Source organism: Lysinibacillus sp. NPDC092081, from assembly GCF_044755845.1.
In the GTDB taxonomy this organism is placed as follows: Bacteria; Bacillota; Bacilli; order Bacillales_A; family Planococcaceae; genus Lysinibacillus.
Genome location: NZ_JBIVRU010000002.1, coordinates 395,682 through 407,514, shown reverse-complemented (window position 1 = coordinate 407,514; position 11,833 = coordinate 395,682). Strand labels below are relative to the sequence as shown.

Sequence of the window (11,833 nt, the reverse complement as noted above, 5' to 3'; positions counted from 1 at the left end):
GTCTCACCTTATTTCGTTACTTTTGGTAATGCAATCTTTTTATGATTGCGTGACTCTTTATATAAAACAACTGTCAGTCCAATTAATTGCACAAGCTCTGCATGAGCACCTTTAGCAAGTGCTTCTGCAACTTCAGCCTTGTCCTCCTCACAGTTATCTAAAATACGTACCTTTATCAACTCTCGTACTTCTAATGCTTCACGAATTTGCTTTGTCATTTCGTCATTAACGCCGCCTTTTCCTACTTGGAAAATCGGTGTTAAATGATGTGCTTCTGCACGTAAAAAACGTTTTTGTTTACCTGTTAACATAAAAATTAATTTCCTCCTAATTGCGCCTTTAATTGCGCAATCATTGAATTTGTATTTGGGTATTCACCAAGCCAATGCTCAAAAGCAATAGCTCCTTGATGAACGAACATTCCAAGACCCGTAACGACGGTTGCTCCTTTTTCCTCAGCCGCTTTTAAAAAAGGCGTCATTAATGGATTATACACAATATCGGCCACAATTGCGCCTTCTGCAAGTCGTTCTAGTGAAAATGGCATCGAAAAATTGCCCGTAGCAAGTCCAGCCGATGTCATTTGCACTAAAATGCCGAAATCAGCTAATGATTCCTCAGCCTCTGCTAAAGAAATAGCATTACCTATACCCATTTCATCGACAATTGCCTTAGCATTCGCCACTGTGCGGTTGGCAATGGTTAAATTCGTATAACCTTGCTGCTGCATTGCAAAAGCAATACCACGAGCAGCACCGCCCGCACCAATAAGAAGAACTGGCTTGTCTTTATGTGACTTGCCAACCGCTTCTTCTAGCGAACGCACAAAACCAACACCGTCTGTATTGTATCCCTTTAATTTTCCTTCTTTTGTTCGGACAACCGTATTGACAGCTCCCATTTTTTCTGACAACTCATCTAGCTCATCTAAATAAGGAATGATTGCTGTTTTATGTGGGATTGTAATGTTCCAACCACTTGCACCTAATGTTTTCAGACCAACAACCGCTGACTCCAAATTTTCAGAAGTTACACGCACTGGAATATACGTCGCATCTATCGACCGCTCCTCGAACCAAGCATTATGCATTGTTGGAGATTTCGAATGCTCAATTGGATCACCAATAACCGCAAACCATTTCTTCATTTCCTAGTCCCTCTTCTCTACTTGTACATCCTAAATTAGTGATGGGCGAATTGAAACTTGTACACCCTTTGGTGCATAAGCTGCTACAACAACATTGGCATGCTGCACTGTAATCCATCCAAGACCAGAGAATACAACGTCTGTTTTCGCTTCTTTGATAGAGAACTCATGACGCACTAATGGCGGTAGCTGTTCTATAAATTCGGCCGTTGGAGGTGCCAGCAATTCACCCTTATGCTCTGCATACAATGCATCTGCCTTTTCAAGCTTTGTACGGTGTATTGGTAAGTCATTTGCCACGTGAACCGTAAATGCCGAACGCTCTCCTTGAATAAAGTCAAAACGAGCAAGGGCTCCGATAAATAATGTTTGTCCAGCATTTTGTTGATACACTTTAGGCTTTATTTCTTTTTTAGGCATGATATATTTTAATTCGCTAGAGTCAATATGGTGTGCCATCTGATGGTGATTAATAATTCCTGGTGTATCATATAATGCACTACCATCATCTAATGGAATTTCAATCATATCCAAAGTAGTACCTGGGAAATGAGAAGTTGTAATAATCTCACCTTCACCAGTAGCCTGCTTGATAATGCGATTAATGAACGTGGATTTCCCAACATTTGTACAACCTACAACGTACACATTTTGTCCATTACGGTACTCATCAATGGCTTCCATTGCTTCGGCCATCCCGTTACCTTTATGGGCACTTACTAAAAGTACATCGACAGGTTGTAGACCAAGAGCCTTTGCTTCACGTTTTAGCCAATTAATCACTTTTTTCGGTTTCACAGATTTCGGTAATAGATCGGCTTTATTCGCGATTAATAACACAGGATTTTTACCAACGAAGCGGTGAAGTCCTGGTAGCCAGCTCCCATTGAAGTCAAATATATCAACAATTTTTACGATTAAGCCTTGCTGTGTTCCAAGACCGTTTAATATGCGTAAAAAGTCGTCATCTGTTAATGAAACTGGTTGAATTTCATTATAATTTTTCAAACGGAAGCAACGTTGGCAAATGACCACGTCTTTTTCTAATGATGATGGGGGTGCATACCCAACTGCTGTTTTATCTTCTGTTTGAATTGTTGTACCACAGCCAATACAATTTGGCATTTCGTTCATTCTTTTTCCTCCCAAGTAGTGATTCCTTTTCGTTTCAAATTATTGAACACACGACGTTCAATAAATCGATTGAATTTTGTTACGAGCCCATCTGATTGTGCAACTGGTTTTACTAGTACCGTATGCAAGCCTAAGCGATTTGCGCCCATTACATCTGTTAGTAGTTGGTCTCCTACCATTACTACTTCCTGTGGTCGTAGCCCTAATTGAATAATCGCACTATAGAAGGCATTACGAAGTGGCTTTCTCGCCTTATGAATATAGGGAATACCTAATGGCTCAGCAAATTGCTTTACACGTGCTTCTTTGTTATTCGACGCAATAATAACCCGAATGCCTGATTCTTTCATAATGCGCAGCCAAATAATAAGCTCTTCCGTTGCATCTGCACGGTCCCATTCCACAAGCGTATTATCTAAATCCGTAATAATACCTTTAATGCCTAAGTCTTGAAGCTTTTCCGGTGTAATTTCATAAATACTCGTGACAAATTCATCTGGTAATAAAAAATTATACAAAATAGCGACCCCTAATCTAAACGTATTATTCGACCATTATAGCATATTTGCGAAGGCTTCACCCATACGAATTGGGCTTCCTTGTACAACATTTTCCGTAAATTCTATTGCATCCTTTTCAAACAGCATAACTACTGTAGAGCCGAATGAAAAATATCCGACTTCTTCACCTTTACGCCACTGCGTTGTTGTATTAGTAAGCACGATAGAGTTTACAAAGGTAGCACCAACTTTAATAAATGCTACCTGCTGATTATTAGCCACTTTCAGCTCCGTTACTGAACGATAATTGTGTGAAATTGGTTTTTTACCGTATGTAAGACCGAGCTGATTAACAGGATAGGATTTTTGACCAAGTGTATATTGTCTTAGCACTTCCCCATCAATCGGGCTATGAATACGGTGATAATCTGCAGGACTCAAGTAAAACACGATATAATGTCCATCTGCATATTGTGAAGCACGTTCTGCATTGCCAAGTAAATCTTGTAAAGCATAAGGCTTACCCTTTACAAGAAACGTCATATTCCATTCGATACGTCCAAATGATTCCACTTTCGCATCCACTGGACTTACATAGGTAGTTGGATTTTGTTCAACCGGACGTGCATGTTCTAAAAGCTCTCTTGTGAAAAAATCATGTAAACTTGAAAAATGTTGTTGTTGTTTTGAAACCTCTTCAAGATTAATGTCGTAAACTTTCATGTAACTAGGAATAATGCGTTTACTCCACTTTGCTTTTGCAATAGATTGCAAAATATTAGAGGATTGCTTTCCATTTGTTAATTCAATCAAGCGTTGATATAATTTTTCTTTCATAAAACAAAACCCCTATCGATTAATTTAGACTGTCAATTTTTTCGCATTCGAAGTATAATGGTACAATATCTTAAGTGCAAAGGAGTGATCCCCCTTGTTTTTTTATCACAAGTTGGTGGATACCACGGTTAAGAAAATGAAATCGCAAGCAGCAAACTTTATCACAATCAGTAATATGTCCTTCGGCGGAGCGGCCATAATGGCTACACTACACGAATACTATAGCTACAGTGTCTTGTTTATCTTTATTGCAGCCCTTCTTGATCGCTATGATGGAAAGGTAGCTAGAGCACTTGGACAAGTGTCTGATTTAGGTAAACAATTAGATTCTATGAGTGATATTATATCATTTGGTGTGGCGCCTGCATTATTAATGTATAAAGTTGTCTTAGTCGACTTTGGTTTTGTCGGCATGACGATGACAGTACTGTATATCGTCTGCGGTGCGATGAGATTAGCTCGCTTCAATATTACTGAAGCAAACGGCTATTTTACAGGGTTACCGATTACAGCGGCAGGTACGATCTTAACTTTAACGTATTTTGCATCTAATACGTTCCACCCGGCATTTTATCTTTTCCTATTCCCAATACTAGCATTACTAATGATTAGTACAATCACGTTAAAAAAAGTGTAACAGCGCATTTGCTGTTGCACTTTTTTTCATTTAACACAGTTTCATAACATATACTGTCGAAAAATGGGGAAAGGATGAAATCATTCAATGAGCGGAATTTTTACATCTATGTTGCAGTTATGGCTTGAGATCCCAGCGTTACTTGGCTATTTAAAGGGGCAAACATTCCATAAACCCTTTTCAAAAGAAGAGGAAGCTGCTTGTATTGAACGATTTTTAGGCGGTGATGAGCAAGCGCGTCTGGACCTAATTGAACGCAATATGAGACTTGTCGCACACGTTGTGAAGAAATTCCACCCAAAGCATGAACAACTTGATGATTATATTTCCATCGGTACTATTGGTCTTATGAAAGCCGTAGAAAGTTATACTCCTGACAAAAAGACCCGTCTTGCCACTTATGCCGCCCGCTGTATCGAAAATGAAATTTTAATGCATCTGCGTACACAGAAAAAAGTGCAAAAAGATGTTTCCTTATTTGAGCCAATCGGTACAGATAAAGATGGGAATGCCCTACAAATCCGAGATCTCTTACAATGCGATGAAGAGAGTGCAACAGAAAAACTTGAACATAAAGAGCATGTTGCACAACTATATCATTATTTGCATATGCTTGACGAACGTGAACTCGAAATCGTTACACTCCGCTATGGTCTAAATCAGCAGGATGCACTCACACAAAAAGAAATCGCTGCACGTTTAAATATTTCTCGTAGTTATGTATCTCGCATTGAAAAGCGAGCACTTATTAAACTCTATCAGTTATATAAACGAGATCAAAAGATTATTGAGTAATATATTGTAAATTGATAATTATAAAATTTCAATAAATCTATTACATTATTCCGCAATTCATCTTGTATTTTTTGTTACAAAAGTAATACTTAGGCTCGTCACCATATCACGGGTTGATAAACATTTGTAGCTGACGTTTCACTTTCGCTACGAAAACACTTGTAGCTGACGCTTTGCTTTCGCTACAGAAGACATTTGCTAAAAAAATTAAACAATAAAGAAAGCCCCCTTGCGTCATAAAATGTCGCAAGAGGGCTTTTCCCTTAATGAATTTCAGATTCTGAAAGTTCTACTGAAATAAGTGTACCGAGTAACATTGTTATTATGACTACACCTGCTGTTAAAAATAGCATTATGCATGCCTCCCATCTGAATATGAAGAGATTTAATTAACAACAGTTTAGCATTAGCGCGACTTTCAAACTGTGATTTTTCTCACACTAAAAGGCACTCATTTTGACTTTTTTGTGTAGTTTATCCCGCGGATCGGTGAAAACTAATAATCTAGCCTTACAGATTAAACACTTTATAACGATTCGATAGCTTTTAGTACGATTTGTGTTGAATGCTTTGCAGCTACTGGTAAAAACTCATCGAAGCTAATATTCGATTCTTTTCCAGCAATATCTGATAAAGCACGAATAACAACAAACGGAGTACCAAATTGATAGCATACTTGTGCAACAGCTGCTGCTTCCATCTCCACTGCCTTCATTTGTGGGAAATGACGACGGACAGCTTCTACACGAACAGGATCATTCATAAAGGCATCACCTGAGCAAATTAAACCAACACCATATTGGTGCTCTCCAACAGCCTCTACTGCCTCTTCAGCCACTTTCATAAGTTTTTCATCTGATTTATAAGCTGCTGGCATACCAGCCATCTGACCCATTTCATAACCGAAAATCGTTACATCTACATCATGATGACGGACTTCATCTGAAATAACGACTGCGCCTACTTCAAGAGTTTCATCATAGCCTCCGGCAGAGCCCGTATTAATGACTACATCAGGCTTGAATTCATGTAATAGAATAGTAGTTGACATTGCAGCATTCACTTTACCAATACCACTTTTTAATAAAACTACCTCTTTCCCTTTATAAGTTCCCGTTGTATACTCACTGCCTGCGATTGTTGTGCTTTTTGCATTATCTAATGATGCTCGTAAAAGCTCTACTTCCTCTTCCATTGCGCCGATTACTGCAATTTTCATGTCTATGTTACTTCCCTTCTTTGTTCACTTCACTCTATTAAAAATAATAAAACGTGTTATTTTCGTCAATAGGCGCCATTTAATGTATTTAGTTGCTCAAGTTTTACTGGTGTCCAGCCTTCGTTGTCGACCCATTCCATACTAACGCGATACATTTTTGTCTTATCATTCGTTGAAACTGTTGCAATAGCCGAATTAGCGCTACCGTTATTGCCCATACGCCAGATAATCATATTATCCTTTTCGATGCCTGTAACGGCAGTAACTGTTGCTAGCTTCTCAGCCCAGTCTACTGATTTATCATCGTAAGAAGACACATGCTGACCTGTTTGTGTTGTAGGTGTAGATTGCCAATTTTTATTTGTTATGACCTTGTCAACAATTGGGTTGTCTGAAGTAGTTTCAGTAGTAGCGTCCTGTTCAGATGTTTGAGTTCCTTCTGTAGGTTCTTCCTTTGTAGGTTTTTCCTCTTGAGCTGTAACATCATTATTTTGCTCTTTAGAAGGCTCTTCCTTCACATCTTTTTTATCGTTCTTCTGCTCCTGTATTGGCTCGCCTTTCTCAGCTTTCCCTGCATCATCCTGCCATTTAAACACATATGTTGCTGTTATAATAATTAATATCACGACAATACCAATTAAAACATTCAATAGTTTATCTAGCTTTTTATTACGAGATGGCTGCAAATGACGACTGCTTCGAGTTTGTTTTTCACTCATGAAGTCTCCCCCTCTCTAGCCAATATTCTATCAAGTTCAACAGCACTTGCAAAATAATTGTACTCATATATTTTTTCATAGAGAAAAATATAGACATCTCGACGTATTTTCTAATAGATTTTTGGATCACCGCCAAAGCGTGTGGTTGATTTCCGTTCCGACTGGGCGCTTTCCTGGGGGCGTCCGATGAGCCGCTTCGCTTCGCTGCAGGGTCTCGGGCCAACACGATGTTGGTCACAAAGGCGTTATCACAGGATGTGATGGTATTAGCCTTCGTTCCTCTATCGCTAATCCCCAAGGAGTCGCCCAGTCTCCACTCCAATCAACTTATTTACATAGTAGATGTTTTAACAAAAGTCATCAACTACTTTTGGTGATGAACAAGATTTTTACCATTGATGTAAAAACTTACACAGAATATAGATTCAAGAATCAACTTCTCCTTGGCGTAATTGCTGTTGCTGTTACAAAAAAACATTTGCGGATGAAGAAAAAGCAGCTAGCTCTCCTTTCAAAAGATAAGCTAACTGCTTGTACAAAAATTATTTTATTGAAATAATTTTAACTTTCATTTCACCACCAGGTGTTTGTACAACAACCTCTTCGCCTTCAGCACGACCTAGCAAGCCTTTAGCAATTGGTGATTCATTTGAAATACGGAACTCCATTGGATCTGCCTCAGCCGAACCAACAATTGTATACGATTCCTTGTCTGTTGATGGTTTTCCATTAATAATTTCTACAAATGTAACCGTTTTCCCTAACGATACTACACTGTTGTCTGTTTCGTCCTCAGAAATAATAACTGCGTTACGAATCATTGATTTTAATGTAGAAATTCGACCTTCTAAAAAGGCTTGTTCTTCTTTTGCAGAATCATACTCAGCATTTTCAGAAAGATCCCCGAAATCACGAGCGATTTTAATACGTTCTACGATTTCCTTACGTGTTTCCGTTTCTAATTTCACTAATTCTTCTTCTAATTTTCTTTTACCTTCAGCTGTCATTGGGTACTGTTTTTCGTTTGCCAAAGTTCTTCACTCCTTGTTTTCGTCAATATAAAAACATAAAACTCGATTAAGTGCCTAGTAGGATTCACTTAATCGAATTTTATTATTTTTAAACGGTTTCAAATTACTCTTTGACCTAATAGTATGCATGCCTTTCTGAAATATGTACAGATATGCATGTAAATATTGTCAATACCACTCTATCTTATTACAATACGTTGTCAGTTTCAAGGATAGTTTTAATCTTAGTTACCATTAAATCAATCGCAACCTCATTATCCCCGCCTTCAGGGATAATAATATCAGCATAACGTTTCGTCGGTTCAATAAATAAATTATGCATTGGACGCACTGCCGATAAATATTGGTCGATTACAGAATCTGTAGTACGTCCACGCTCTTTTATATCACGCATTATACGACGAATAATACGTAAATCTGAGTCCGTATCTACAAATAATTTAATATCCATTAAATCACGTAAATCTGCATCTTCTAACACTAAAATACCTTCTAGTATAATAACATCTACAGGCTCTACATGAATAACTTCTTTAGCTCTTGTATGCTGCACATAATCATATACTGGCTTTTCGATTGGTTGACGGACCAATAATTTTTTTATGTGTTCGATTAACAAATCATTATCAAACGCTAATGGATGGTCATAGTTTGTACCTAAACGCTCCTCAAACGTTAAATGACTTTGATCTTTATAATAAAAATCTTGTTCAATTACAACTACTGAATGGTCACGGAAAACTTCATAAATAGCACGGGTCACACTCGTTTTTCCCGAGCATGAGCCACCAGCGATTCCGATGACGACTGGACGCTTCGCTGCCATTAATTATTCTCCTTTCGCATCATGTTATGCGGTTTTAATGGTGTATCGCATTTAAATTTAACAATTTGTAGTGGATGACGTGCGGCATCTAAGCTATTGCCATCCTCATCCCAAATTTCACCCATTGTAAAACGGAAATTTTCGATTTCTGGTCCAAAGAACTCTACCTCATCGCCAGGTTTAAAATAGTTACGTTGTTGCATTGTAACCATTTTCGTTTCTGGGTCATGCTCTAAAATTAAACCAGCAAACTCATAAGTCGTTTTACGGCCATGTACACCAAACATTTGCTCCTCGTGGCCAGGGGCATCATGGAAGAATGCTTCAGCAGTATCACGGTTAGCACATTTGTCTAGTTCCTCGAGCCATTCACGTTTAATTTTGAAATTTTCAGGGTCAGCACAATAAGCGTCAATCACTTTGCGGTACACTGAAACAACTGTAGCAACATAGTGAATTGATTTCATGCGACCTTCTACTTTTAATGAATCAATACCAAGCTCAATCATATGTGGTATTGCTTCAATCAGCTTTAAGTCTTTCGGACTCATCGCAAAAGATGCGTGATTATCATCGAAAAGCGCCTTTTCTTCGCCATCCTCTAACTCATATAAATCATAGTCCCAGCGACAAGATTGACAGCAACCACCACGGTTAGAGTCACGAGCAGTCATATGATTTGAAAGTACACAGCGACCAGAATAGGCGATACACATTGCTCCATGAACGAAAGCCTCAATTTCAATATCGACTTTTTCTTTCATCAGCTTCATTTCTTCGCCGCCAACTTCACGAGCTAATACTACACGATGTAAGCCTTCTTCTTTCCAATATTGTACTGCCTTCCAGTTCGATAAAGATTGCTGTGTAGAAAGGTGAATTTCAAGCTTTGGTGCAGCTGTACGGCATGTTTCAATGATTAATGGGTCCGCTACAATAATGCCTGTAACACCCGCAGATTCAATATCTTGTAAATATTGCTCTAAGCCGTCCATATTTTCATTGTGGGCGAAAATATTTGTCGTAACATATATTTTTGCACCGTATTTATTGGCGAATTCAACACCTTCGCGCATTTCCTCAATTGAGAAGTTATCTGCGTTTGAACGTAGACCGAACTCTCGTCCACCGATAAATACAGCATCCGCTCCATAATGAACTGCTACTTTTAATTTTTCTAAACTACCTGCAGGGGCAAGTAGCTCTGGTTTTTTTGTAATGACACGTTTACCGTCTACAATCTCACGGATTTTGTCATTTTGCTCTAATACTAATGCCATGTTCTTGCCACCTCCTAATAAACTGTTTCCTTGAAGATAAAGCCAGTATCAAGAGGTCTGATGGTAGGCTGAATTTCTTCAATTTTAACTAATAGATCATCTTTAATATCTTCATACGCATCTTCTGATTCATCAAAATATGTGTCCATTGCTTGACGATAAGCTTCTGTTACTGTGACCACATATTCTGGCGTTTGAAGAACACCCTCAATTTTCAATGCATCAATGCCGCCTTCGAATAATTCGCCAAGCTCATCAATAATGCACATATCGTTTGGGCTGAAAATATGCGTACCGTTAGCATCTTCATAAATTGGATATTTATTATTTCGTTCATCATCATGAAGGAACATATTGCGATTTTCCTTACGATTTTCAATTTCCATTACTTTATCCTGATATAAGAAATAATGGCCTAGTAATGGACGTTTTGATTGGAACATACATGTCATTCCATGTACTTGAACCTCAATCTCTACTTCTGTATTTTCTTTAATTTCTAGCACTTCATCTAAAGAAAGTTCACGTGAAAGCACTGCGCGAGTTGCTCCGCGTTTTCCCCAATAATTTGCAGTAAACCAGTTCGTTGCAGTCGTTTCTGGATTCCAGTGTAACGGTATTGTTACACCTTGCTCACGACGAATGATTAATACTGCTGGATCACCATAAATTAAACGGTCAACACCAATACGTTGCATTTCTTTTAAATATTCGGCAAGCGCATCCAATTTTTCATTATGGAATAGCGCATTTACCGCAACATAAACCTTTTTACCCGCTGCATGAATTAACTTTGTAGCCACTTCCACTTCACTAACAGAAAATTCTCCTGCTAGGCGCAGACCAAATTGTTGTTCACCAATGACAAAAGCATCTGCTCCAGCCTGTAAAAGTGCTTTAACATGGTCCACTGATTGCGGTGTAACAAGCAATTCAGGTTTTTTCATAATAGTCACCTCTTCAAACATAATAATAAACCATCACCGACTGGTAAAAATGCACTTGTGTAATCAGGGTGCTGCATAATCCATTCGGTAAAGTTTTTTAAATTTCGAATCATTGTACGCTTGCGACGCGGTACATCTTTTAAATCCAAATCTGATAAGCCATGCATATACATATTATCGATATACAGAACTCCGCCAGATTTTACAAGAGGTGCATACTTTTCAAAAAAGCGTTGATATTGTCCCTTTGCAGCATCGATAAAAACAGCATCGAAGGTCGTTTGAATTGCTTCATCATTCACCTCTAAGGCGTCACCTTCAATGACCGTAATACGATCTGATACTGCGGAACGTTCAATATAAGCCTTTGCTCTCGTAACACGCTCTATATCACGCTCGATTGTAACGATCTGCACATTTGGTAAAGCCTCTGCCATCCTTATTGCAGAATAACCAATTGCTGTACCAATCTCTAAAATTTTCGACGGATTTTGAATACGTAGCAGTTGATTTAGTGCATCAATGCCTGAAAGTTGCATAATCGGTACATGATTCTCCTCCGCAAATGCTTCCATTTCTAAAAGCAATTCATTACGTGGTTGAATAAATGATTGTATATATGCATCTGATAATTCCATTTTTTAGTTCACCCTCATATCAATTATGCCTCGGCATAATTGTGTCTGGAATCGGCTTTGTGCTGGCACAAAGAACTCCTTTCCGATTTCTGTGACATCCGCCGGAGGTTTTAGGCCAACATG

The 11,833-nt window shown here is 38.5% G+C and carries 14 protein-coding genes; 2 read left to right on the top strand and 12 right to left on the bottom strand.

The features are described from left to right. Positions 1 to 8: 8 nt before the first annotated feature. From yhbY to ACIQLB_RS06725, 5 genes are read right to left on the bottom strand one after another with little or no spacing between them, the layout of a single operon-like run. A complete protein-coding gene (gene yhbY, locus ACIQLB_RS06745; protein ID WP_400722720.1) occupies positions 9 to 311 on the bottom strand; it encodes a ribosome assembly RNA-binding protein YhbY in 303 nt (100 codons plus the stop codon). Positions 312 to 316: 5 nt separating this feature from the next. Beyond that, the gene (gene aroE, locus ACIQLB_RS06740; RefSeq protein ID WP_400722717.1) at positions 317 to 1,147 is read right to left on the bottom strand and encodes a shikimate dehydrogenase; all 831 of its coding nucleotides are present in this window, start codon (positions 1,145 to 1,147) and stop codon (positions 317 to 319) included. A 30-nt stretch (positions 1,148 to 1,177) separates the two neighbouring features. Further along, positions 1,178 to 2,281 (bottom strand): ribosome biogenesis GTPase YqeH, encoded by a 1,104-nt coding sequence (yqeH, locus tag ACIQLB_RS06735; RefSeq protein ID WP_400722714.1) that lies wholly within the window; start codon positions 2,279 to 2,281, stop codon positions 1,178 to 1,180. Beyond that, positions 2,278 to 2,799 carry a YqeG family HAD IIIA-type phosphatase gene (locus ACIQLB_RS06730; protein ID WP_053484739.1) on the bottom strand — a complete coding sequence of 174 codons (522 nt, stop codon included), beginning with the start codon at positions 2,797 to 2,799 and terminating at the stop codon, positions 2,278 to 2,280. Before ACIQLB_RS06730 ends, yqeH begins: the two co-directional genes overlap by 4 nt. A gap of 36 nt (positions 2,800 to 2,835) precedes the next feature. Further along, complete coding sequence (locus ACIQLB_RS06725) at positions 2,836 to 3,618, bottom strand: phosphatidylserine decarboxylase (RefSeq protein WP_400722710.1); 783 nt, start codon at positions 3,616 to 3,618, stop codon at positions 2,836 to 2,838. Between the two features lie 136 nt (positions 3,619 to 3,754). Here ACIQLB_RS06725 and pssA point away from each other — a divergent pair, with 136 nt between their 5' ends. Both pssA and sigK read left to right on the top strand, forming a co-directional pair. Next, the gene (gene pssA / locus ACIQLB_RS06720; protein ID WP_400723099.1) at positions 3,755 to 4,255 is read left to right on the top strand and encodes a CDP-diacylglycerol--serine O-phosphatidyltransferase; all 501 of its coding nucleotides are present in this window, start codon (positions 3,755 to 3,757) and stop codon (positions 4,253 to 4,255) included. An 87-nt stretch (positions 4,256 to 4,342) separates the two neighbouring features. Further along, complete coding sequence (gene sigK / locus ACIQLB_RS06715; protein WP_053484741.1) at positions 4,343 to 5,050, top strand: RNA polymerase sporulation sigma factor SigK; 708 nt, start codon at positions 4,343 to 4,345, stop codon at positions 5,048 to 5,050. A 526-nt stretch (positions 5,051 to 5,576) separates the two neighbouring features. Here sigK and mtnN read toward each other — a convergent pair. The 7 genes from mtnN to ACIQLB_RS06680 form a co-directional block, all read right to left on the bottom strand. Next, a complete protein-coding gene (gene mtnN / locus ACIQLB_RS06710) occupies positions 5,577 to 6,269 on the bottom strand; it encodes a 5'-methylthioadenosine/S-adenosylhomocysteine nucleosidase (RefSeq protein ID WP_400722706.1) in 693 nt (230 codons plus the stop codon). 65 nt (positions 6,270 to 6,334) lie between these two features. Next, on the bottom strand, positions 6,335 to 6,988 hold the full coding sequence (locus ACIQLB_RS06705) for a YrrS family protein (protein WP_400722703.1): 654 nt from the start codon (positions 6,986 to 6,988) through the stop codon (positions 6,335 to 6,337). A gap of 542 nt (positions 6,989 to 7,530) precedes the next feature. Continuing rightward, the gene (gene greA / locus ACIQLB_RS06700) at positions 7,531 to 8,019 is read right to left on the bottom strand and encodes a transcription elongation factor GreA (RefSeq protein WP_400722700.1); all 489 of its coding nucleotides are present in this window, start codon (positions 8,017 to 8,019) and stop codon (positions 7,531 to 7,533) included. Between the two features lie 187 nt (positions 8,020 to 8,206). Further along, complete coding sequence (gene udk / locus ACIQLB_RS06695) at positions 8,207 to 8,845, bottom strand: uridine kinase (protein WP_400722697.1); 639 nt, start codon at positions 8,843 to 8,845, stop codon at positions 8,207 to 8,209. Continuing rightward, the gene (locus tag ACIQLB_RS06690; protein ID WP_400722694.1) at positions 8,845 to 10,125 is read right to left on the bottom strand and encodes a peptidase U32 family protein; all 1,281 of its coding nucleotides are present in this window, start codon (positions 10,123 to 10,125) and stop codon (positions 8,845 to 8,847) included. Before ACIQLB_RS06690 ends, udk begins: the two co-directional genes overlap by 1 nt. 14 nt (positions 10,126 to 10,139) lie before the next feature. Continuing rightward, a complete protein-coding gene (locus tag ACIQLB_RS06685) occupies positions 10,140 to 11,072 on the bottom strand; it encodes a peptidase U32 family protein (protein ID WP_400722691.1) in 933 nt (310 codons plus the stop codon). 5 nt (positions 11,073 to 11,077) lie between these two features. After that, positions 11,078 to 11,710: an O-methyltransferase gene (locus ACIQLB_RS06680; RefSeq protein WP_400722688.1), complete on the bottom strand. Its 633-nt coding sequence runs from the start codon at positions 11,708 to 11,710 to the stop codon at positions 11,078 to 11,080. Between the last annotated feature and the right edge of the window lie 123 nt (positions 11,711 to 11,833).

What these genes read in the sequence shown, in the direction of transcription:
- yhbY (WP_400722720.1), bottom strand. Translation starts at nt 311, where the DNA reads ATGTTAACAGGTAAACAAAAACGTTTTTTACGTGCAGAAGCACATCAT.
- aroE (WP_400722717.1), bottom strand. Translation starts at nt 1,147, where the DNA reads ATGAAGAAATGGTTTGCGGTTATTGGTGATCCAATTGAGCATTCGAAA.
- yqeH (WP_400722714.1), bottom strand. Translation starts at nt 2,281, where the DNA reads ATGAACGAAATGCCAAATTGTATTGGCTGTGGTACAACAATTCAAACA.
- ACIQLB_RS06725 (WP_400722710.1), bottom strand. Translation starts at nt 3,618, where the DNA reads ATGAAAGAAAAATTATATCAACGCTTGATTGAATTAACAAATGGAAAG.
- pssA (WP_400723099.1), top strand. Translation starts at nt 3,755, where the DNA reads ATGAAATCGCAAGCAGCAAACTTTATCACAATCAGTAATATGTCCTTC.
- sigK (WP_053484741.1), top strand. Translation starts at nt 4,343, where the DNA reads ATGAGCGGAATTTTTACATCTATGTTGCAGTTATGGCTTGAGATCCCA.
- mtnN (WP_400722706.1), bottom strand. Translation starts at nt 6,269, where the DNA reads ATGAAAATTGCAGTAATCGGCGCAATGGAAGAGGAAGTAGAGCTTTTA.
- ACIQLB_RS06705 (WP_400722703.1), bottom strand. Translation starts at nt 6,988, where the DNA reads ATGAGTGAAAAACAAACTCGAAGCAGTCGTCATTTGCAGCCATCTCGT.
- udk (WP_400722697.1), bottom strand. Translation starts at nt 8,845, where the DNA reads ATGGCAGCGAAGCGTCCAGTCGTCATCGGAATCGCTGGTGGCTCATGC.
- ACIQLB_RS06690 (WP_400722694.1), bottom strand. Translation starts at nt 10,125, where the DNA reads ATGGCATTAGTATTAGAGCAAAATGACAAAATCCGTGAGATTGTAGAC.
- ACIQLB_RS06685 (WP_400722691.1), bottom strand. Translation starts at nt 11,072, where the DNA reads ATGAAAAAACCTGAATTGCTTGTTACACCGCAATCAGTGGACCATGTT.
- ACIQLB_RS06680 (WP_400722688.1), bottom strand. Translation starts at nt 11,710, where the DNA reads ATGGAATTATCAGATGCATATATACAATCATTTATTCAACCACGTAAT.